The organism is Flavobacterium sp. HJJ (assembly GCF_015351475.1).
Classification (GTDB): domain Bacteria; phylum Bacteroidota; class Bacteroidia; order Flavobacteriales; family Flavobacteriaceae; genus Flavobacterium; species Flavobacterium marginilacus.
This window is the reverse complement of record NZ_JADKPR010000031.1, coordinates 22,909-44,387: the sequence shown is the minus strand read 5'-3', so window position 1 is coordinate 44,387 and position 21,479 is coordinate 22,909. Positions and strand designations below refer to the sequence as shown.

Sequence of the window (21,479 nt, the reverse complement as noted above, 5' to 3'; positions counted from 1 at the left end):
TTTTTCTGCCGCATTTTTAATTATACCGTATCTTTGAAAGAGTATTTTTCACATTAAAACATCATGACAAACAAAGACATTTCAAATATAGAAGACATACAATTATTAGTCAATACATTTTATTCCAAAGTACAAAAAGACGATTTGATTGGTGCCATTTTCAACGAAAAAATCGGCGATCGCTGGACCGAACATCTGGAAAAAATGTACCGCTTTTGGCAGACTATTCTGCTCGAAGAACACACCTATTCCGGAAGTCCTTTTCCTCCTCACCGACAGCTTCCTGTCGAAAAACATCATTTTACCCGATGGATGGAAATTTTTTCCGAAACAGTTGATACTCTTTTTGCTGGTCCGCTTGCCGAAGAAGCTAAACTTAGAGCAAAAAATATGGCCGAAATGTTCAACTATAAAATTGAATATTTCAGGCATGAAGGAAAGCATCCGCTTTTATAAAATAAACGGCATTAATTTCAAAAAAAAATAATTTGAGATTAATGCCGTTTAAATTTAAAAAAACTACTTGGCACTTAATTTTCCAACGCCCGAATACCTTTCAACAATTTTTTCTACATCTGAAGTTTTATTGGTCAGTACTGAGGAATAATCATATGGAATAACTGCGGTACAAGCTGCAGGATAAGATTCTTTATTGTTACAATTGACCTCCTTGTTATCAATTATTTCTGCATTTCCTGAAATTTTACTATTCTTAGAATACACCGTGTTTTTGGAGTTTTCAAAATAATTTTTCTCAACACGTATGCAGGCATTCACACGGGAATTGACGATTCCTCCATAAATATCCTCACAATAGTTATTAAAGAAATGCGCCGTTGCTCCTCTATACAAAGGCACGCGCTCCTGAATCGTTTTGTAATAATTATGATGAAAAGTAATCTTTCGATCCGTAAACAAATCTTTATCAGAACTGCCAATTAAACTGCATTTATGGTGATCGTGAAAATAACACCATGAAATCGTTATGAAACCGCTGCTATCTTTTACATCAACCAAACCATCGTACAAATCCTGATTTTTTTGTTCGTATGGGTTTTCCTCAAAAAACTCGCAATGGTCAATCCAGATATTAGTACTGGCACCAGATATAGAAATTAAATCCCCTGAATTCACCAATATTTGAGGTCTTCCTTCGTCCCCCAGTTTACTGTATATTTTTGGAATATCTTCAGAACCAGCAGGAATTACTTTCCCCACGGAAACCAGCGAAAACCTAACATTTTGGACAATAATATTTTTGGCATCTTTAATCGTAAAACCTGCTCCGTCCAGAAAAGCTTTATTGCCAATACCAATAATACTTTTATTGGAAGCAATTTTGATAGAACCCGCATAATTTTTATCGACAATACTGCCTGTTCCTGTTATGGTACCCGCTACTTTGATTACATACTTCGTATTCTCAGTTTCTGCATATTTTTTCAGCTCTGCAAACGTAGTTACTGTTACTTCTTCGCCTCCTTGCCCGCCAGTAGTACCGCCATTTTCGGTGGCAAAACCAACAATTGAAAAATTTGGGTTTTGAGAATATGAACGTATTGTTACAGCAAATAAGAATAATGCTGAAATGATTACTTTGAAAATTTTATTATTCATAATTTACTATATGGTTTTATCAAAGAAAAAAAATGTAATCGATTACAAAAAACCAAAAGTATGATATTATTGAAAACGAAATGCTATTTTAACATTATTTACAGCATTTCGTTATTTTGAATTTAATTATCATACAATAACTGTTAACTAGAGACTGAATTCAAAACAGATTGTTACTAAAATAAAATAGTAAAGATAATTTCCAAAAAAACTTCTGAAAATTGTAATTTTGTAACATACTATATCGTTTTCGTTATGAACCCAAAAATCAAAAGTAATCCTTTATTGGATCGTTTACCAAAGCATTTGAAGCAATTTATCAAACCTCAGGATTACAGTGAATACACTCCTGTAAATCAGGCTGTATGGAGATATGTAATGCGGAAAAATGTGGATTATCTCTCAAAAGTGGCTCACAGTTCCTATCTGGAAGGTCTAAAAAAAACGGGGATTGAGGTAGATAACATTCCAAGTATGTACGGAATGAACCGCATTCTCAGTGAAATTGGCTGGGCTGCGGTAGCTGTGGACGGATTTATTCCGCCCAATGCTTTTATGGAATTTCAGGCGTATAATGTCTTGGTAATTGCTTCAGATATTCGTCAGCTTGAACATATCGAATACACTCCTGCTCCCGATATTATTCATGAAGGTGCTGGCCATGCTCCTATTATCGCGAATCCTGAATATGCTGAATATCTGCGCCGTTTTGGAGAAATTGGCTGTAAAGCTATCTCATCCCACAAAGATTACGAAATGTACGAAGCGATTCGGTTGCTTTCTATTTTGAAAGAAGCTGAAGGCACTCCGCAAAGCGAAATCGAAACTGCCGAAAAAGCGGTAGAAGATCTGCAAAACAATATGGATGAGTTATCTGAAATGGCTCAAATCCGAAACCTGCATTGGTGGACGGTAGAATATGGCTTAATAGGCACATTGGAAAACCCAAAAATATATGGTGCCGGTTTATTATCATCCATTGGCGAAAGTGCCTGGTGCATGACCGATAACGTGAAGAAAATCCCTTATGATTTTTCGGCTGTACATCAAAGCTTTGATATTACCAAATTACAGCCACAGCTCTATGTAACTCCCGATTTTGCTTATTTGAGCCTTATTCTCGAAGAATTTGCCAATACCATGGCTTTGCGCACAGGCGGATTATCAGGAATGGAAAAACTTATCCATTCCAAAGCTTTAGGAACTGCTGAATTGAGTACGGGTTTACAGATTTCGGGTGTATTTACGAATGTTATTGAACACGAAGGCAAACCGATTTATTTTCAAACCACAGGAAAAACGGCTCTAGCCTACCGCGAAAAAGAATTGGTCGGTCACGGAACCAGTACGCATCCGGATGGTTTTGGAAGCCCAATTGGCAAATTGAAAGGCATCAATCTAGCCATCGAAGATATGAGTCCTCGCGATTTAAAGGCATACGATATTTATGAAGGACAGACTGCCACACTGAAATTTGAAGGAGACATAAAAGTAGTTGGAGAAATCATTACCGGAAAGAGAAATCTACACGGGGAAATCATTTTAATCTGTTTCAAAAACTGTACGGTAACACACGGAGATACTGTCTTGTTCAGACCCGAATGGGGGAATTATGATATGGCGGTGGGCAAAAAACTGGTTTCAGCTTTCTCGGGTCCAGCCGATGTGAATAGTTTTGATTTGATTTCGCACGTTCCTTCGAGCAAGACTATTAAAGCGAAACAAACTGCCGAGAGAGATGATCTGGAAGTGTTATACCAAACGGTAAGAAGCATTCGGGAATCGAGTGATACAGGTGCTTCATTGGAACCTATTTTTACAAAACTCCAAAATAATCATCCGAACGACTGGTTACTTTCTGTAGAATTGGCTGAACTTCTGCACAATCGAAACGAAACAAACTTGATGGAGCAAGTACTTCTGCATTTGGAAAACTTAAAAAAACAACGTCCCGAACTTGAAAAATTGATTTCGAATGGATTAGAATTGATTTTTGAAAATGAGATTGTATAACACGGAAAATATTTGACTCCATTTAAACGCAAGGTTCGCAAAGTTTTACGCAAAGAGCGCAAAGCTTTGCAAACCTTGCGCTTTTTACAATCTTATTTTCTTTGCGATCATTGCGGTAAAATCAAATTCTACAACTTCAGATCCTGCTGAAGGTCTTTTTCGTTTGAGATTTCTTTACCGTTGTACTGCAGTTTCCAACCCATGGTATTCGTTAGAATCAAGATTTTGGAGAGTTCGCTTATCAGTCGGTTCTGTGCATTGGATTTCAACGATGATTTTTCTATTTTCTTGGCAAGATTGGCCTTTACCGATTTATTGATTTTATTATAATCATCTCCAGTAAAGGGATTCATCTGACTTTGTTCTACATCATAAAACTTGATGTCTGGACTTATCTTTATTTCTTCTTTTGGGATGCTTAGAATAGTGATGGTTTTATTAGCTTCGTCGATATCGTATTTCATTTGATGCAGATCGTACGATACCGTAACATCGGCATTGACAATCACAAGAGCTTTCTTCTCAAACGAAAGCATGTCCATCATGTATTTCTGCTGGTTTTTATAGGTCACCACTTCGGAGAAATGTCCTTCTGTTACTACCAATTTCCCAACATTGACAATTTGCTGTTGTATCAAATTGGTATTGTAATCTAATGAGGAATTGTCACTTTTTTTGAACTCACAAAATTTGAAAGCCAAAATTATTATGACTACAACTACAAATGCAGCTATTATTCTTTTAAGTAAGTTTTGCATTCCATTATATTGTTTAGTCCAATTTACTTCTTTTTTTTCAAAAGACAAATTAAGTATTTTTTAAATGAAGTCTTTAAAACTTTATGTGTGGAAATTTTTCTGCCAAAACATCAATTTTCTGATTCAGTTTTGATAAGAATTTAAGATGCTGTTCTGATTCTGGATTAAAACTTCGATGATTTAATCCTTTTTGAATTTCTGAAACTTCTTTCATTGTTTCGAAACTATTTTCAGCAATACAGCTTTCGCTAAAACGTTCCCAAATATAATCAATGGCGGTTTGGCTCGGATGCAGCATATCCGCGGCATAAAAACGATAATCCCGAAGTTCGTCCATCATGATTTCGTAGCTTGGAAAATAGTTTATTGTTTGTTGTTTATTGTTTATTATTTTATAAATCGCAGTAATCAAATTGGCTTTACTGACATGATTTTCAACAAAGCCGTCTTTGAGATGTCGCACTGGCGAAATGGTAAAAATAAAACCGCAGTTTGGGTTTCTTTTTTCGATTAAACCAAACGTATTTTGAATTGATTTTTCTATAATTTCAGCAGAAAGTAATTCTTTGGTAAACTGCTTTTGGGGTACTTTATGGCAGTTGGCAACTATGTCATTTTTTTCGATATTGCGATACACCCAAGAAGTTCCATACGTAATAATAACATGGCTTGCTTGCTGTAATTGTTTCTTGGTCTCCGCCAAAATTTGATTAAGATTCGCAACCAATTCCGTTTTATCCGAATGGCTCAAATCCGAATGCACCTCAAAACAATGCCAGCGCTCGTTATGAAAAAAAACATCTTCCTCGGTAAATAAAACTTCATTGACAACTCGATCAATAATTTTCTCAATAGAAACTGGATTGAAAATAATTCCGAATGGGTTTGTATTGCTTTGAAATTTAAAATAGTCGAATTTATTGCCCATATTTTCTGCAAAGCAAGAACCTAAAGAGACTATTTTGGAGTTGTAGTCTATTGGGTTTTGGTTTTTAGGAATGGGTATTGGGGTAGTGAAATTCATTATTTATATTTCCAGTAAATTTCGACAATTTTTAGAAATAAAAAAACCAGATACATTATGCATCTGGTTTTGTAAATATTATAAATCTAAAGCTAAGACTATTTACGTTATCTAGTAGAAATATTCTGTAGTAGCTGGGCTGTCACTTCCTTTATCAATACCCTTAGTAGGATAACCATTTTCATTATATGTAAAAGTAGTATTTTCCCATAAATTATTACCCACTGAATCTGTCAACATATTATGTATAATTCCATCACTAGCTTCACCATCAGTAAATGCAATTTTGTCAATTCCCAATACATTTTTCGCTGGATTATTTTTAGTATCATAAGTATATTTATGGCTTGGAGAATTTGTTGATATAATTTCACTTATTTCTCCATTTAAAAACTTAATAGTAGATGTCCCGCTTACAATGGTTTGTGAAGTACTATCACCTGAATATGACTTAACCGAAATTGTACCATCTGTATTATATGTATAAGTTTCTTTATATCCATGATCATCTTCATGTTCAACTCTTATAAAAGTTACTAGTTTTCCATCTCCATTATAAGTATATATATGTGTTTCTTCAACTGTTCCATCAGCACTTTTAGAATCCACTTTGGTAATCAAATCGCCTGTGTAGGTATAATAAAGATTTAAAAATCCAGTATCATCTATTACACTTACAATCTTATTACCAGTATATGTGAAATTAGTAGTAACTTTTTCACCATCGGAATCAGTTGCAATTGTTTTTTTTAACAATACCGAATTAGTAGATTCAGAATTGTTATCGTCACTAGAGCAGGAAGAAATTAGCACTAAAGTTAAAGCACTAAAAAGGCATAAAATTTTTTTCATTTTTTGAATTAAATTATATTAATATATTTTGCAAATATATAAGAAAATACAGCCGATAACCTAATTAAAATTTAACAATTTTAACAAAAAAAATCCCAAACACATTATTTACAACATATCTGGAATTCTTAATTATGTATTCTATTTATTACCAAACAAATAGAATTATTTGAATAAAATAAAGCTACAAATTAATATGTGTATTCAGTTATATATAGTATTGTTTTTCTATCGCTCGCATAGTTCATCACTTTTGTAGGATACCCATTATCACCATAAATGTAATTACCGATATAAACAAATAGATTTGATAAACTGCTACCACTAGTTATATTATTATTTCCAATACTAACCCCATTTAACAATAAGTTATAACCTAAAATATTTTTGAATGGAGCATTTTTATCATCATACTCATAAACCCTTGTGTCGCGATAAATAATGTTAAAAGTAAGCTCTTCTTCCTTAACGAGATTTCCATCTTTGTAAATTAAAACCCCTTGATGATCTTTTATTTCTACATTTGTTTTAGAATCTACCGAATAAAACATATAAGTTACTTCATTATCTGAAACATGCGTATAAACTGTTTTGTAAATTAACTGCCCATTCGGATATTCTGTAGAAAATTCTTCTCTTAAGGTTCTTGTTTTTAGTTTTCCATTTTCATAAGTATAAGAGACTTCAGCATCTTTAACCTCATTTCCTTTATAATCTATATCAAATTTTACTTGCTTAACTATAAAATTCCCATCATAAGTAAAAACAGTTTTTGAATATTCATCTACTGACGTTAAAATTTTATTTCCATCATAAGTCATTACCGTTCTTCTATTATGAGACGAAAATTCAGGATTAGGATAAGTTATAGTTACTGTTTTAGGCAATACCATATTAGTACTTGAATCCGATGATGAATCATCACTTGAACAAGATGAAATTAGCACTAAAATTAAAGCCAAAAGAAAGTTTGAAAATTTTTTCATTTTAAAAAATTACGTATTAATATTTTTACAAATATAAAAAAAACAAAAACTAATTACCTCTATTAAGCTTCTATAAAAAATCCCAAGCGAGCTATTACTATAACTCACTTGGGATGCATATTATGAAATCTATTTTATAACGAAAGGCTGCTTATAATAAAACTACTTCACAAACTCAACAGCTTTCTCCAAAGCTTCTCCAATTCCATCAGCATTTTTACCTCCTGCAGTAGCAAAGAAAGGCTGACCTCCTCCACCGCCTTGGATGTATTTCCCTAATTCACGAACTACTTGGCCTGCGTTTAGTTTTTTATCAGCAACTAATTCTTTAGAAATATAGCAAGACAACATTGGTTTTCCAGCATCGGCAGTAGCTAATACTAAAAATATATTGGTTCCTAAAGTTCCTAATTCATAAGCTAAATCTTTTGCTCCTTCCGGACTCAAATCAACTTGTTTGGCAAGGAAACGAATTCCGTTGATTTCCTGCAGTTCCTGAGCCAATTCTCCTTTCATATTTTTAGCTTTATCTTTCAATAAAACTTCCAATTGTTTTTTAAGCGAAGTATTTTCATCCTGCATTGCCTGAATGGCTTTTACAGGATCTACCGCATTTTTCAAAACTTCTTTTATTTCTGCAAAAGTAATCAGCTGCGATTCGAAGAAATCCTTTGCAGCTTCACTTGTAATCGCCTCAATACGTCTGATTCCTGATGCAACTGCACCTTCCGAAGTGATTTTGAAGTGCCAGATATCACTTGTATTTGGCACATGAGTACCTCCGCATAATTCCACTGAATCACCGAATTTAATCATTCGGACAACATCTCCATATTTTTCACCAAACAAAGCAATTGCACCTTCCTGCAACGCCTGATTTTTTGGAATTCCTCTTTTTTCTACCAAAGGCAGACTCTCACGGATTCTTGCATTCACAAAATCCTCTACTTCTTTCAGTTCATCATCGGTTACTTTAGAAAAATGCGAGAAGTCAAAACGCAAAGAAGCATTTCGAACCATTGATCCTTTTTGCTCAATATGTGTTCCCAATATTTTTCTCAGTCCTTGATGTAACAAGTGAGTAGCCGAGTGATTTGAAGATGTTTTTGCTCTTTGGATTTCATCTACAACAGCCACAAAACTATCGGTCAGATTATCCGGAAGCGATTGTGTAAGATGTATCGTTTGGTTGTTTTCTTTCTTGGTATCAATAATATAGATGATATCTCCGTTTGACGCTTCAAGATATCCTTTATCACCTGTTTGTCCTCCGCTTTCTCCATAAAATGGTGTAGCATTGAAAACCAGCTGATAAATTTCACCATCTTTCACGCTGTCAACTCTGCGGTATTTAGTGATTTTCACATTGTGTTTCAATCGGTCGTAACCCACAAATTCCTGAATATCATCTTCAGCCAGAACATTCCAGTCTCCAGCCGTTACTTTTGAAGCCGCACGGGAACGTTCTTTTTGCAATTGCAATTGCTCCTGGAATCCTTTTTCATCCAGTTCCAATCCTTTTTCAGAAAGAATCAAAGCTGTTAAATCAATTGGGAAACCGTAAGTATCGTACAATTCAAATGCTTTTTTACCATCGATTACTGAGCCCAAGTTCGTACTGATTACAGCATCCAGCAGCACCAATCCCTGATCCAAAGTCCTTAGGAAAGAACTTTCTTCCTCACGGATTACATTGGAGCATAACGCTTTTTGTGAACGAATTTCCGGGAATGAACCACTCATTTGTGCACTCAAAGTCTCAACCAATCGGTATATAAAAGGTTCTTTAGTATTCAGAAAAGTAAAACCGTAACGGATAGCACGACGTAAAATTCTACGGATTACATAACCAGCTCCGGTGTTAGATGGTAATTGGCCATCAGCAATAGCAAAAGCTACTGCACGAACGTGATCTGCAATTACACGAATCGCAATATTTATTTTTTCCTCGGCTTCGTCTTTTGCTTTGATAGTATATTTAGTGCCGGTAATCGTTTCGATTTCTCTGATTAGCGGTGTAAAAACATCAGTATCATAATTAGACTGAACTCCCTGCAAAACCATACAAAGGCGTTCAAATCCCATTCCTGTATCCACGTGCTGCGCAGGCAATTTTTCCAATGAACCATCGGCTTTACGGTTGAACTCCATAAATACGTTGTTCCAAATTTCCACCACATGCGGGTGATCAGCATTCACTAAAGATTTACCGGAAACCAAAGCTTTTTCTTCAGCAGAACGAATATCAACATGAATTTCAGAACAAGGTCCGCAAGGTCCTTGATCCCCCATTTCCCAGAAATTATCTTTCTTGTTTCCTAAAATAATTCGGTCTTCATCGATTAATGTTTTCCAGATGTCCCAAGCTTCCTGGTCAAAAGGCACATTCTCAGCAGGATTTCCTTCAAAAACCGAAACATATAATATGTCTTTCGGGATTTTATACACCTCGGTCAATAATTCCCAAGCCCAATGAATTGCCTCTTTTTTGAAATAATCACCAAATGACCAGTTCCCCAGCATTTCAAACATAGTGTGGTGATAGGTGTCAATCCCTACTTCCTCAAGATCATTATGTTTTCCAGAAACACGAAGACATTTTTGCGTATCGGCAATTCTGTTGCTTTTTGGAGTTCCAAGACCAAGAAAATATTCCTTAAACTGCGCCATCCCGGAGTTGTTAAACATCAATGTCGGATCGTCCTTAAGAACAATCGGAGCCGATGGAACAATTAAATGCCCTTTACTTTCAAAAAAATCTAAAAATTGTTTGCGTACGTCTTGTGATTTCATTTTTATTGTTTAATCGGTTATTTGTTAATTGTTTAATCGGTTGTTTCGTATTAACGAATAACCAAATCAACAAATCAACTTTTTTGCCCCAGATAGCAGTGGAAAGCTTCGAGATTTAGAAACTTATTTTTTCTTGAGATGGCAGAGCGACCAAAGGAAGCTCCTGCCGGCTCATTAGAAAAAAAAGTTTTCTAAACGAGAACTTGCAACGGATAGCTGGATTAGGCACATTATATTTATTATTAAAAAAAAGAGCCGAACATCTGAAACATTTATTAAATTTGTTCGACTTACCTTATACTAATTTGCAAAAATAGGGTATTTTAAAATATGGCGAAAGTAAAATATTATTACGATTCAGTAAATCTGGCCTATCGGAAAATAAAAATCAGAAAAAGAAGAAAAGTCGGCTATGCTGTTCTGTTTTTATTGTCCTCGGCATTGTTTGGATTTTTGACGTTCATAATACTATTGAATACTCCTTATTTTAACACTCCAAAAGACCGTTTACTGGAAAGACAAGTTGAAAATTTAAAATTGAATTACGCCATTTTAAACAAAAAAATGGATCAGATAGATGATGTCATTGAAGATATTGAAGACAGAGATAATAATTTATACCGAGTATATTTCAACACGGCGGCCATTCCGGAAGAAGAACGAAAAGCGGGTTACTCCAAAATAAATCGTTATGCGGCTCTGCAGGGATATGACAATTCAAGATTGGTAACCAGCACTACCGAAAGAGTCGATGCTTTGAGTAAAGAACTCGCGATTCAGTCCAAATCATTGGACGAAATTGTGAAATTAGCCAAAGCCAAAGGCAAACTGCTTTCAGCAATTCCTGCAATACAGCCTGTAAAAAATGAAAATTTAAAACGAATGGCCTCTGGTTTTGGATACAGAACAGACCCTTTTACCAAAGCAAGAAAAATGCATGAAGGCATGGATTTCACATCCAAATCGGGTACTCCAATTTATGCCACAGGCGATGGAGTCGTAGCAAGGGCAGACAACAGTGCTTCGGGATTTGGGAATCATATTGTAATCAGACACGGTTATGGTTACGAAACTCTTTATGCTCATTTGAGCAAATACAACTGCAGACCGGGAAAATCGGTTAAACGCGGTGATATTATTGGATATGTAGGCAGTACAGGACGTTCAGAAGCGCCGCACTTACATTATGAAGTGCACAAAAACGGAAAAGTGGTCAACCCTCTTAATTTTTATTACGGCAATATTTCGGCAGTGGAATACGTTGCCATTTCAAAAATAGCGAATCAGGAGAATCAATCGTTGGATTAGAATTATAGATTAAAGAAAATAGAATATAGACAAAAAATAATTAGCGATTAGTGATTAGCTAACAACTAAGGACTAACAACTAAAAAACTAAAGCATGCATATTGAACTTCCAAAAGACAAAAGATACTACAGTATAGGCGAAGTTGCCAAAGCATTTGGCGTAAACGCTTCTCTGATCCGTTTTTGGGATGGTGAATTTGATATTCTGAAACCAAAGAAAAACGCCAAGGGAAACAGAATGTTCACACCCGAAGACATCAAGAATTTAAAACTTATTTATCATTTGGTTAAAGAAAGAGGATTCACTTTGGAAGGTGCCAAAACCCATCTGAAAGAAGGCCAGAAGAAAACTATGGATAAATTTGAAATTATCAGTAAATTAGAAACCATAAAGACGCAGCTGATTAGTATTAAAAACGAACTTTGACAGTTTCAATGTCAATATCAAAAAACAACAAATACTTATACTTTTAAACACATAAATATTAAACTTTAAATTAGACAAACATGAAAAGATTTTTGCCTTGGATTATCGGAGCAGTTGTAATTATTGGAATATACAGCTGGGTTAAAGGAATAAACAATACAGCAGTTACTTTAAACCAGAACATTGAGGAGTCATGGGGTAATGTACAGACTGCTTATCAAAGAAGAAATGACCTTATCGGGAATTTAGTAAACACTGTAAAAGGTGCCGCCGATTTCGAAAAAAGCACTTTAACTGCGGTAATCGAAGCTCGTGCCAAAGCAACATCAGTAACTGTTGATCCAACTAATATTTCTCCAGAACAATTAGCCGCTTTTAATTCAGCGCAAAGCGGAGTAAGCAGTTCTTTGTCAAAATTACTTGTTTCTGTGGAAAAATATCCAGATTTAAAAGCTAATGAGAATTTCTTAAAACTGCAAGACGAATTGGCAAGTACGGAGAATCAGATTCTAACAGCAAGAACAAGATTTAATGAGGCTGTCAAACCTTATAACAATCATATCGCAACCTTTCCAAACTCAATATTTGCCGGCATGTTTGGATTCCAGAAAAAAGCATACTTTGAGGCGGTTGCTGGTGCTGAAAAACCTGTTGAAGTAAAATTCTAGAAAGATTTCAGATTTTTGATTAACGATTTTTGATTGTAGAATGAATACTTCTACAATCAAAAATCGTTAATCTTCATTCAAAAATAATTCCCATGTCAAAAGTAGAAGATTTTTTAAGCACAGAAGACGAACAAGAAATTGTTGAAGCTATTCGTATAGCCGAAAAAAATACTTCTGGCGAAATTAGAGTTCACATCGAAAAAACAACCGCACTGGATGCATATGACCGTGCGATGGAGGTTTTTCACGAATTGAGAATGGATGAAACTGAGCTGCAAAATGGTGTTTTAATCTATTTGGCTGTTGAAGATAAAACTTTTGTGATCTGCGGAGACAAAGGCATCAACGATATTGTTACCAATACTTTTTGGGACAGCACACGCGATGTCATGGCTGCTTATTTCAAATTGGGAAATTTCAAACAGGGATTAATCGACGGCATATTGAAAGCCGGAGATGAACTTAAAAAACATTTCCCATGGCAGGAAGGTGACACCAACGAATTATCAAACGAAATATCAAAAGGATAATGGAAAAAAGGCAAAAGGCAGAAGGCAGAAAGCAGACAACTGGATGGAAATTATTTCTTTATGTTTTCCTTTTCTTAAACAGTGGATTTTTATTTGCACAATTTACCATTCCTGAGAAACCTAGTTTTCAAACTTCAGTTTATGATTATGCAAATATTCTTAGTCCTGATGAAAAATCACAGCTCGAAGAAAAACTCATCAAATATTCTGATTCCACTACAACTCAAATTGTGGTTATAACGATAGAAAGCCTGAAAGGCGAAGATATTGGAATTTTAACTCCAAAATGGGGACAGACGTGGGGAATTGGCGGAACTGAAAAAGACGATAACGGCGTCCTTATTTTATTGGCAAAAGCCGAAAGAAAAATATGGATATCGCCAGGTTATGGATTAGAAGACCGGCTTACCGCAGGGATTGGCGGAGAAATCACAAGAAACATCATTATTCCCGAATTTAAAGCAGGAAGTTATTACCGCGGTCTGGACAAAGGAACCGATGCTATTATTGATGTTTTCAAAGGTAAATACAAGGGGGAACGAAAACAGACAAAAGGAAATGATTTTCCAGTTTTTCCAATTATTATAATAGTTATCATTGTTTTGATACTGCTATCGAAAAACAAAGGTGGCGGAAGCGGTAATTCCGGCAACCGTGGCGGCGGCGGTCCTAGCCTAATGGACGTTATCCTTCTCAGCAGTCTTGGAAGAGGCGGGGGAGGCGGTTTCGGCGGATCATCAGGTGGTGGCTTTGGTGGCGGAGGCGGAGGCTTTGGCGGTGGTTTCGGCGGAGGCGGATTCTCGGGCGGAGGCTCTGGCGGAAGCTGGTAAAACAATTTATACTTTCTTTTGGTACAAAATTATAAACAGAAATACCTTCATTATCTGAAGGCATTTCTGTTTTTAGAACCGCATCATTCCGTTTGATTTTCTCTCTTTACCAGCAAATTTTTCAATCTTATAGGTCAATGAGAACATGACGTAACGCTTTAATACTGTATTTTCCTCATCTCTAATTGTTGTCGGAGTTATCGTTCTTACAGCTCTCACATTTTGATTCAGGAGATCATTACAATGAACAATTAAAAATAGAATTAGAAAAGAGAATCAAAGAATAAGATAAAAATTCATTAAAGATAAAAAAGCTGTTTTCTAAGTTGATGACAGCTCTTTTTATTATTTACAACACTATGCCAAGCAGCGAGAACGAAATAATGTCTTATATTTTTGATCTATGTATAGTATAATTTTAATTATTTTAGTAATTACATGCTTCCAGCTAGTCTAAGTAATTAAGGAAGTGTTTCTGAAATTAAGTTTTTTATAATTTAAAAAAATAACTATATTTGGTTTATAATTACATCTTGAAATGCCATCCGAATTCATATTCAACTAAAACTTTTATCCAAGAATGCTGTCACACAAATCCAAATACGCCCTTAAAGCATTACTCTACTTAGCAGAGCAAGATGAAAATCATATTTCAAGAACCATCGAAATTGCTGAAGAAGCATCAATCCCTAAAAAATTTCTAGAACAGATTCTTTTGGATTTAAAAAGAGGCCATTTTGTAGGGAGTAAACAAGGAAAATTTGGCGGTTATTATCTTTTGAAAGACAAAGCAACGATTACTTTGGCCGATATTTATCGATTATTTGACGGAGCAATCGCACTTTTGCCTTGTGCCTCATTAAATTTTTACGAACGCTGTTCAGACTGCAAAAGTGAGTCGGAATGCTCACTGCGCCACGGATTGATTGCCATAAGAGAAGAAACCCTTAAAGCAATGCAGGGCATCACTATCGCCTCATTGATAAAAAAATAAAAAAATATATAATTAATTCTACTAATTTTATAGAATTAATTATATATTTGCATCAAAATTAATCAAGACTAACAATCAAATTTTAACTTATGCAGACTATTACCAGTAAAAAACGTGAAGTCAGGAAAAACATTGAAACAATAATTTTTTCAAATTTTGAAAAAAAAGCATCCATTTTGATGTGTATGTGTATATGCTAGAAAATAAAAAAAATTTAAATTTAAATTCTACTAATTACATATAATATATTAAAATAATGAAAAATACATTTATAAAAACAATTGCAGGCTTATTCTTTTTACTAATTTTCTCGAATTCATATGGTCAAAACCTTTTACAAGGAGCTGTAAAAACCGATGACGACTCTCCTATAGAAGGCGTTAATATCGTTGTAAAAGGAACTACTAATTCATCAACTACTGATGCTAATGGCAATTTCAGTATTGAATCCAAAACACTTCCATTTACAATCATTGTGCAATACTTAGGTTACACAACCAAAGAAATTAAAATAAACGAACTGCCAACTGCTGCTAAACCTTTACAGATAACTATTAGCACTGGTGAAGAAAAAGTATTATCTGAGGTAGTTGTAACATCCAGACGCCGAATAGAAAAAGCACAAGATATTCCTATCGCAGTATCTGTTGTTACAGGCAAGCAAGCTGTACAAACAGGCGCTTTTAACGTGAACCGTATCAAAGAATTGGTTCCATCGGTACAGCTTTATTCATCAAACCCAAGAAACACCGGGATTAATATTCGCGGTCTTGGATCACCATTTGGTCTAACTAATGATGGTATCGATCCAGGTGTTGGTTTCTATGTTGACGGTGTGTACTATGCCCGCCCTGCTGCAACTACTCTAGATTTTATCGATGTAGAAAGAATTGAAGTATTACGCGGGCCTCAAGGAACATTGTTTGGTAAAAACACAACTTCAGGTGCTTTTAACATCACTTCGCGCAAACCAAGCTTCAACTCAGGTGCAGACTTCGAAGTGAGTTATGGTAACTATGCATATCTTCAAGCTAAGGCATCGGTTACTGGAGCATTGAGTAAAAAAATTGCTGGCAGATTGTCATTTTCAGGTACCCAGCGTGATGGTATAATCGATAATGTTAAAACAGGAAAACCAACAAATACATTAAACAACCAAGGTATTAGAGGTCAATTGCTTTTTACTCCAACAGAAAACACAAATATTACGTTAGCAGGAGATATCACAACACAGCATAATGACGGATATGCTCAGGTAGTTGCAGGTGTTGCTCCAACAAATAGAGTTCCACAACGCCAATTTAATGCAATTATCGCTGATTTAAACTACCAATTGCCAAGCTTAAATGCTTTCGATCGTAAAATTGACCATGACACTCCATGGCGTTCAGGACAGGATTTGGGCGGAGGATCACTTAATGTGGACACGAAAATTGGAAACGGAACACTTACCTCAACAACTGCATGGAGATTCTGGACTTGGGATCCATCAAATGACAGGGATTTTACAGGATTACAGGTACTTGCAAAATCGCAAAATCCTTCCAGACAAACTCAATTTACTCAAGAGGTACGTTACGCAGGTCATATTACATCTAAATTAAGCGGTGTTGCCGGTGTGTTTTATATTGACCAGACATCAAAAACAAAAGGTACAGAAGAATCCGGTAACGCACAATGGAGATTTTCACAAGACTCATTTACCCCAGCAAATACGGCATTATGGAAAACTCCAGGTCTTTTTGAAGGATATGGAATAAAAACCAATGCTCAGATACATTCAACCAGTGCGGCAGTATTTGGTCAATTAGACTGGGCTGTAACAGATAAACTGCATGTATTACCTGGTTTAAGATACAATTATGACAAGAAAAATGCAGATTATGACCGTAAAACATACGGAGGACTTCAAACTACTGATCCTGCATTAATTGCACTGAAAAAGAAAGTGTATACAGATCAAAATTTCTCATCAGATAATGACGATACCGACTTCTCTGGAAACATAACTGTATCATACAAAGCATCAGATAAAATCAATGCTTATGGAACTTTTGCAAAAAGCTACAAACCTATTGGAGTGAATGTGGCAGGACTTCCTACTCCGCCAGCGGGACAAACTTTAGGAGATCTTGCAACAGTTAAGCCAGAAGATGTTACTCATTATGAATTTGGAATAAAAACTTCACCAGTTACAAATTCAATATTAAACTTGACATACTTTAACACCAACATCAAAGATTTCCAAACCAATGTTCAGGCTGCTGAATTGGGAGTAAACCGCGGTTATCTTGCAAATGCAGATGAAGTGAGTGTACAAGGTGTAGAACTAGATTTCAGTTTCATCTTAAATAAGCATTTCAACTTTTACGGAGCAGGAACTTATAGCGACGGTAAGTATGTTAAATTTACAAATGCACCGCTGCCTCTAGAAGAAACTGGATCTTCAGTGTCATTTAAAGATGTATCAGGTTCTAATTTACCTGGAGTATCAAAATGGGCAGGAAGTTTAAGCGGAGAATATACAAAAAGCGCAAAATTCTTTGCTAACGCAGGAAAATTCTTCATAGCTCTTGATGGTTATGCTCGTTCAGAATTTTCATCAAGCCCATCAGCTTCAAAATATTTGGTGGTTCCTGGTTATGCAATTTTCAACGGCCGTATCGGATTCCGTGCTTCTGAAGGATTATCAGTTCACTTTTGGGGACGCAACCTTTTGGATAAAGATTATTACGAGCAGTTATTACCCGCCGGAGGAAATTCAGGACAATATGCCGGTGTAATAGGAGATCAAAGAACATATGGAATTACGCTTCGTTACGCTCTTTAATACAGTAAAACAGAATTTAAAAGTTAGCACATTCATTATGTGCTAACTTTTTGCTATCAAAAAAACATTTTAATTAAATAAAAAAAGACAAGATGAAAACATACAAAAAAACATTAGTCTTCATAGCGACACTTATAATTACAAACATAACTCCCAATAAAATCTCCGCACAGGAATTATCAGGCAGCATAAATATTTCGGGAGCATTTGCTTTATATCCCATTACAGTAAAATGGGCTGAAGAATTCAAAAAAACACATCCAAAAGTTAAAATAGATATCCAGGCTGGAGGAGCCGGAAAAGGAATAACAGATGTTTTATCGAAAGTAACAGATATCGGATTGGTGTCTCGTGACTTAAATGATGCTGAATACAAAAAGAAAGCATTTGCCATTGCAGTAACTAAAGATGCCGTAATTCCGACCATAAGTGCAGCCAGTCCTTATAAAGCGGTTTTGTACAAAAGAGGAATAAAAAAAGAAGCTTTAAACAATATTTTTATAACAGGCAAATACAAAACATGGAATGCTTTAGGTTTCAAAAACACTGCTGCTATACATGTTTACACCCGTTCTGACGCTGCTGGTGCTGCCGAAACCTGGGCGCATTATTTTGGCAAAAAACAAGAAGACTTACAAGGTGTTGCCGTGTTTGGAGATCCAGGATTGGCAGAAGCTGTCAAAAGAGATCCTTCTGGATTGGGTTTTAATAATATTGTGTACATCTACGATACAAAAACCAACAAGCCTACTAATGGACTTGTACCGGTTCCTATCGATCTAAACAATAATGGAAAACTAGACCCAGACGAAAACTTTTACAATGATATTGATCAATTGATCGCAGCTATAGTTGCTGGAAAATATCCATCTCCTCCTGCAAGAGATTTGTATTTTGTTACCAATGGAAAACCAAATAACCCAATTGTAAAAGCTTTCCTTAAATTCATCCTTACAGATGGTCAAAAGTATGTTACAGAAGCTGGATATATCAAACTCTCAAAAGATAAATTAAAGAAAGAATTAGATAAGGTAAAATAAATATCTTTTAAACTCTTTTTTTAGGAGCAATACCATCAGGCATTTTTCATCAATATGGGTCCTGATCTACGTTCCAATCTTTTTGTTTTTAAAGCAAAAACAAAAAGGTTTTCTACTTCTATAAGGGCAAAAGATAAAAATCAGTACTATTATGCCAACATCAACAGATATAATCAGACTTAAGTCTGTAAAGAAAAAATCCACCCGAAAGCAGGTTTTGAAAGTAATGAGGAGCTTTCAAAAATTTTGCAGGGTGGCTTTCTATAATTCAATCAAAAACAAAAGATTACTCAAAGATAAATTTGTCAGCAAAACATTTCTGGCATTCACCCTGCTGTCTATCTCAATGGTGGTGTTAATTGCCATAGGTTTATTCTACAAATCCATACCGCTATTAAACAGTACTTCGCTTTCCAATTTATTATTCTCATCCGAGTGGAAACCTTTCAAAGAAGCTTTTGGTTTTTATTCATTTATAGTAGGCACACTTTGGGTAACTGCAATTTCTATTATTATTGCCTTGCCATTATCACTGCTTACAGGCATTTACCTTTCGGAATATGCGCATAAAAGAGTACGTAAATTAGTTTTACCATTGATCGAATTACTATCGGGTATTCCTCCTGTTCTTTATGGAGTTTGGGGAGTTTTGGTGATTGTTCCTTTAATTCAGGATACAATAGCGCCTCATTTTGTAGAATTCACAACGGGTTATTCCGTATTAGCAGGAGGAATCGTTCTGGCAATTATGATTTTCCCGCTTATCATTAGCATCATAATTGAGGTATTCGACAATATTCCTCAGGATTTACGAAATGCATCTTTATCTCTAGGTGCAACACAATGGCAAACTATTAAAAAAGTCGTACTTCGAAAATCTTTCGACGGAATAATCGCAGCTGTTGTCCTTGCTATTTCTAGAGCATTTGGTGAAACCATTGCCGTTTTAATGGTTTGCGGAAATCTGGCACAAATCCCCCAAAATCTATTCGACTCGGGGTATCCATTACCAGCTCTAATCGCTAATAATTATGGCGAAATGATGTCTATTCCCATGTACGATTCGGCACTTATGTTTGCAGCCTCGCTCCTATTTGTCATTATCTTTTTGTTTAATACCATTTCGAGAGTAATATTATACCGAATCGAAAAAAGAAATACCTAACAGAATGGAAGCAAGAAAAATAGAAGAAAATATATTCCGATTTCTGATGATTTTAAGTACCATAATCGTCAGCAGTACTTTATTTATGATAGTGTACACGCTTTTTTCGAAAGGAGCTGGATCGTTAAGCTGGGAAATGATTTCGAAAATTCCAGAAGGCGGTTTCTACATTGGCAAAGGCGGCGGGATTTTAAACGCAATAGTCGGATCTATCTATATTACATTAGGTTCAACTTTTTTAGGACTTATAATCAGTCTGCCAATTGTAATTTACATCAATGTATATGCCAAAAAAAATGCCCGATTAGCAACGATCACCCGATTAAGTTCAGACATTCTATTTGGTATTCCGTCAATTGTATATGGAGCATTTGGATTTACAATCATGGTGTATATGGGATTAAAAACATCATTACTGGCTGGAATTATTACGGTCACTTTAATGATAATTCCAATATTAGTCAGAGCTATTGACGAAGTGGTTCGTGTAGTCCCAGAAGATATGTCGAATGCCGTTTTTGCCCTTGGAGGCACTCGCTATGAATCTGCTAAAATCATTTTGAGACAATCAATCCCAGGAATTGTAACTGCGATACTGCTTTCTTTTGGGAGAGCCATTGGTGATGCTGCCTGCGTACTTTTTACCGCTGGATTTACAGATAGTATCCCAACTTCATTAGATCAGCCTGCGGCAACATTGCCACTGTCTATCTTTTTCCAGTTGAGCAGTCCCATACAGGAAGTTCAAAACCGAGCCTATGCTGCAGCGGTTATTTTAACCATTATTGTTTTAATCATCAACATTGCTGCGAAAACAGCAAGCAAAAATCTTTCAAAAAATAAAATATGAATATTCAGCCACATATAAGTATTCAGAATTTAAATGTTCACATTGGTGACAACCATATCCTAAAGAATATCAATCTAGATATTCCAGACAAGAAAGTAACCTCATTAATTGGTCCCTCAGGCTGTGGAAAAACAACTCTGCTAAAAACCATGAACCGATTACTCGACCGCCAGAATGATGTGCGTGTTGATGGAAAAGTTTTAGTCGATGGAGAAAATATTTACGACAAAAAGGCTGAAGTAACCCATATCCGAAAAAAAATGGGTCTGCTTTCGCAAAGACCTTTTCCCCTGCCGATGAATATTTATGACAATATTGCTTACGGACAGCGCATTCACGGAAATAATAAAAAAGCTGAACTGGACGAAATAGTCGAAAAATATCTCCGAGGCGTAAATCTTTGGGACGAAGTAAAAGACAGATTAAAGTCACCTGCAACCCGATTATCGATTGGTCAGCAGCAGCGGTTATGCTTAGCGAGAGGACTAGCCATTGAACCCGAAATAATTCTGGGAGACGAGCCGACCTCAGCATTAGATCCCATCTCAACCCAGGCTATTGAAGAATTATTTTTACAATTAAAAGACAAATACACTATCGTTTTGGTTACACATATTCTGCGTCAGGCCAGACGTGTTTCAGATTATATTGGTTTTGTTTACATGGGAGAGATTATAGAATTTGGACCAACAGAAGAAGTGCTTTTAAATCCAAAAGAAAAACTGACACAGGATTATGTAAAAGGTTTTTTGGTTTAGCAAAAAAAAATAAAACCTATTTAATACATAGAGTTT

At 35.6% G+C, this 21,479-nt stretch carries 20 protein-coding genes; 13 read left to right on the top strand and 7 right to left on the bottom strand.

What is annotated here, in order from left to right:
• Positions 1 to 63 precede the first annotated feature (63 nt).
• A complete protein-coding gene (locus IRZ80_RS18860) occupies positions 64 to 456 on the top strand; it encodes a group III truncated hemoglobin (protein ID WP_194643572.1) in 393 nt (130 codons plus the stop codon).
• A gap of 63 nt (positions 457 to 519) precedes the next feature.
• Here the strand turns inward: IRZ80_RS18860 and IRZ80_RS18855 are convergent, their stop codons facing one another.
• The gene (locus IRZ80_RS18855) at positions 520 to 1,617 is read right to left on the bottom strand and encodes a polysaccharide lyase family 1 protein (protein ID WP_194643570.1); all 1,098 of its coding nucleotides are present in this window, start codon (positions 1,615 to 1,617) and stop codon (positions 520 to 522) included.
• 255 nt (positions 1,618 to 1,872) lie between these two features.
• Here IRZ80_RS18855 and IRZ80_RS18850 point away from each other — a divergent pair, with 255 nt between their 5' ends.
• Positions 1,873 to 3,630, top strand: coding sequence for an aromatic amino acid hydroxylase (locus tag IRZ80_RS18850; protein WP_194643568.1), 1,758 nt, complete (start codon positions 1,873 to 1,875; stop codon positions 3,628 to 3,630).
• Between the two features lie 128 nt (positions 3,631 to 3,758).
• Here the strand turns inward: IRZ80_RS18850 and IRZ80_RS18845 are convergent, their stop codons facing one another.
• The 5 genes from IRZ80_RS18845 to alaS form a co-directional block, all read right to left on the bottom strand.
• Positions 3,759 to 4,388: a DUF4230 domain-containing protein gene (locus IRZ80_RS18845; RefSeq protein WP_194643566.1), complete on the bottom strand. Its 630-nt coding sequence runs from the start codon at positions 4,386 to 4,388 to the stop codon at positions 3,759 to 3,761.
• Between the two features lie 73 nt (positions 4,389 to 4,461).
• Positions 4,462 to 5,412 carry a GSCFA domain-containing protein gene (locus IRZ80_RS18840; protein ID WP_194643564.1) on the bottom strand — a complete coding sequence of 317 codons (951 nt, stop codon included), beginning with the start codon at positions 5,410 to 5,412 and terminating at the stop codon, positions 4,462 to 4,464.
• A 111-nt stretch (positions 5,413 to 5,523) separates the two neighbouring features.
• A complete protein-coding gene (locus IRZ80_RS18835; RefSeq protein WP_194643562.1) occupies positions 5,524 to 6,264 on the bottom strand; it encodes a hypothetical protein in 741 nt (246 codons plus the stop codon).
• A 191-nt stretch (positions 6,265 to 6,455) separates the two neighbouring features.
• Positions 6,456 to 7,211, bottom strand: coding sequence for a hypothetical protein (locus IRZ80_RS18830; RefSeq protein WP_194643560.1), 756 nt, complete (start codon positions 7,209 to 7,211; stop codon positions 6,456 to 6,458).
• A gap of 201 nt (positions 7,212 to 7,412) precedes the next feature.
• Complete coding sequence (gene alaS, locus IRZ80_RS18825) at positions 7,413 to 10,043, bottom strand: alanine--tRNA ligase (RefSeq protein ID WP_194643558.1); 2,631 nt, start codon at positions 10,041 to 10,043, stop codon at positions 7,413 to 7,415.
• A 330-nt stretch (positions 10,044 to 10,373) separates the two neighbouring features.
• Here alaS and IRZ80_RS18820 point away from each other — a divergent pair, with 330 nt between their 5' ends.
• The 5 genes from IRZ80_RS18820 (at position 10,374) to IRZ80_RS18800 (ending at position 13,806) form a co-directional block, all read left to right on the top strand.
• A complete protein-coding gene (locus IRZ80_RS18820) occupies positions 10,374 to 11,351 on the top strand; it encodes a M23 family metallopeptidase (protein WP_194643556.1) in 978 nt (325 codons plus the stop codon).
• Positions 11,352 to 11,445: 94 nt separating this feature from the next.
• The gene (locus IRZ80_RS18815) at positions 11,446 to 11,778 is read left to right on the top strand and encodes a MerR family transcriptional regulator (protein WP_194643554.1); all 333 of its coding nucleotides are present in this window, start codon (positions 11,446 to 11,448) and stop codon (positions 11,776 to 11,778) included.
• Positions 11,779 to 11,858: 80 nt separating this feature from the next.
• A complete protein-coding gene (locus IRZ80_RS18810; RefSeq protein WP_194643551.1) occupies positions 11,859 to 12,446 on the top strand; it encodes a LemA family protein in 588 nt (195 codons plus the stop codon).
• A gap of 92 nt (positions 12,447 to 12,538) precedes the next feature.
• Positions 12,539 to 12,976: a TPM domain-containing protein gene (locus IRZ80_RS18805; RefSeq protein WP_194643550.1), complete on the top strand. Its 438-nt coding sequence runs from the start codon at positions 12,539 to 12,541 to the stop codon at positions 12,974 to 12,976.
• Positions 12,976 to 13,806, top strand: coding sequence for a TPM domain-containing protein (locus tag IRZ80_RS18800; RefSeq protein ID WP_194643548.1), 831 nt, complete (start codon positions 12,976 to 12,978; stop codon positions 13,804 to 13,806). Before IRZ80_RS18805 ends, IRZ80_RS18800 begins: the two co-directional genes overlap by 1 nt.
• 72 nt (positions 13,807 to 13,878) lie before the next feature.
• Here IRZ80_RS18800 and IRZ80_RS18795 read toward each other — a convergent pair whose 3' ends face one another.
• Complete coding sequence (locus IRZ80_RS18795) at positions 13,879 to 14,025, bottom strand: hypothetical protein (protein ID WP_194643546.1); 147 nt, start codon at positions 14,023 to 14,025, stop codon at positions 13,879 to 13,881.
• 361 nt (positions 14,026 to 14,386) lie between these two features.
• Between IRZ80_RS18795 and IRZ80_RS18790 the strand changes: the two genes are divergently transcribed.
• From IRZ80_RS18790 to pstB, 6 genes are all read left to right on the top strand, one after another.
• Positions 14,387 to 14,800, top strand: a complete 414-nt coding sequence (locus tag IRZ80_RS18790; RefSeq protein ID WP_194643545.1) for an RrF2 family transcriptional regulator — start codon at positions 14,387 to 14,389, stop codon at positions 14,798 to 14,800.
• 256 nt (positions 14,801 to 15,056) lie between these two features.
• Entirely contained in the window at positions 15,057 to 17,630 is a 2,574-nt protein-coding gene (locus tag IRZ80_RS18785) for a TonB-dependent receptor (RefSeq protein WP_194643543.1), read from the top strand.
• Between the two features lie 92 nt (positions 17,631 to 17,722).
• Complete coding sequence (locus tag IRZ80_RS18780) at positions 17,723 to 18,670, top strand: PstS family phosphate ABC transporter substrate-binding protein (RefSeq protein ID WP_194643540.1); 948 nt, start codon at positions 17,723 to 17,725, stop codon at positions 18,668 to 18,670.
• A 151-nt stretch (positions 18,671 to 18,821) separates the two neighbouring features.
• Positions 18,822 to 19,835 (top strand): phosphate ABC transporter permease subunit PstC, encoded by a 1,014-nt coding sequence (pstC, locus tag IRZ80_RS18775; RefSeq protein WP_228520956.1) that lies wholly within the window; start codon positions 18,822 to 18,824, stop codon positions 19,833 to 19,835.
• Positions 19,836 to 19,839: 4 nt separating this feature from the next.
• Entirely contained in the window at positions 19,840 to 20,685 is an 846-nt protein-coding gene (gene pstA / locus IRZ80_RS18770) for a phosphate ABC transporter permease PstA (RefSeq protein WP_194643539.1), read from the top strand.
• On the top strand, positions 20,682 to 21,443 hold the full coding sequence (gene pstB / locus IRZ80_RS18765; RefSeq protein ID WP_194643537.1) for a phosphate ABC transporter ATP-binding protein PstB: 762 nt from the start codon (positions 20,682 to 20,684) through the stop codon (positions 21,441 to 21,443). The genes pstA and pstB overlap by 4 nt, the downstream gene beginning before the upstream one ends.
• The last annotated feature ends 36 nt before the right edge of the window (positions 21,444 to 21,479 follow it).

Bases quoted from the DNA above. Each gene is read 5' to 3' on its own strand.
- IRZ80_RS18805 (WP_194643550.1), top strand. From the start codon at position 12,539: ATGTCAAAAGTAGAAGATTTTTTAAGCACAGAAGACGAACAAGAAATT.
- IRZ80_RS18815 (WP_194643554.1), top strand. From the start codon at position 11,446: ATGCATATTGAACTTCCAAAAGACAAAAGATACTACAGTATAGGCGAA.
- IRZ80_RS18790 (WP_194643545.1), top strand. From the start codon at position 14,387: ATGCTGTCACACAAATCCAAATACGCCCTTAAAGCATTACTCTACTTA.
- IRZ80_RS18800 (WP_194643548.1), top strand. From the start codon at position 12,976: ATGGAAAAAAGGCAAAAGGCAGAAGGCAGAAAGCAGACAACTGGATGG.
- IRZ80_RS18785 (WP_194643543.1), top strand. From the start codon at position 15,057: ATGAAAAATACATTTATAAAAACAATTGCAGGCTTATTCTTTTTACTA.
- pstC (WP_228520956.1), top strand. From the start codon at position 18,822: ATGCCAACATCAACAGATATAATCAGACTTAAGTCTGTAAAGAAAAAA.
- IRZ80_RS18840 (WP_194643564.1), bottom strand. From the start codon at position 5,412: ATGAATTTCACTACCCCAATACCCATTCCTAAAAACCAAAACCCAATA.
- alaS (WP_194643558.1), bottom strand. From the start codon at position 10,043: ATGAAATCACAAGACGTACGCAAACAATTTTTAGATTTTTTTGAAAGT.
- IRZ80_RS18855 (WP_194643570.1), bottom strand. From the start codon at position 1,617: ATGAATAATAAAATTTTCAAAGTAATCATTTCAGCATTATTCTTATTT.
- IRZ80_RS18860 (WP_194643572.1), top strand. From the start codon at position 64: ATGACAAACAAAGACATTTCAAATATAGAAGACATACAATTATTAGTC.
- pstA (WP_194643539.1), top strand. From the start codon at position 19,840: ATGGAAGCAAGAAAAATAGAAGAAAATATATTCCGATTTCTGATGATT.
- IRZ80_RS18835 (WP_194643562.1), bottom strand. From the start codon at position 6,264: ATGAAAAAAATTTTATGCCTTTTTAGTGCTTTAACTTTAGTGCTAATT.
- IRZ80_RS18810 (WP_194643551.1), top strand. From the start codon at position 11,859: ATGAAAAGATTTTTGCCTTGGATTATCGGAGCAGTTGTAATTATTGGA.
- IRZ80_RS18850 (WP_194643568.1), top strand. From the start codon at position 1,873: ATGAACCCAAAAATCAAAAGTAATCCTTTATTGGATCGTTTACCAAAG.
- IRZ80_RS18845 (WP_194643566.1), bottom strand. From the start codon at position 4,388: ATGCAAAACTTACTTAAAAGAATAATAGCTGCATTTGTAGTTGTAGTC.
- IRZ80_RS18780 (WP_194643540.1), top strand. From the start codon at position 17,723: ATGAAAACATACAAAAAAACATTAGTCTTCATAGCGACACTTATAATT.
- pstB (WP_194643537.1), top strand. From the start codon at position 20,682: ATGAATATTCAGCCACATATAAGTATTCAGAATTTAAATGTTCACATT.
- IRZ80_RS18820 (WP_194643556.1), top strand. From the start codon at position 10,374: ATGGCGAAAGTAAAATATTATTACGATTCAGTAAATCTGGCCTATCGG.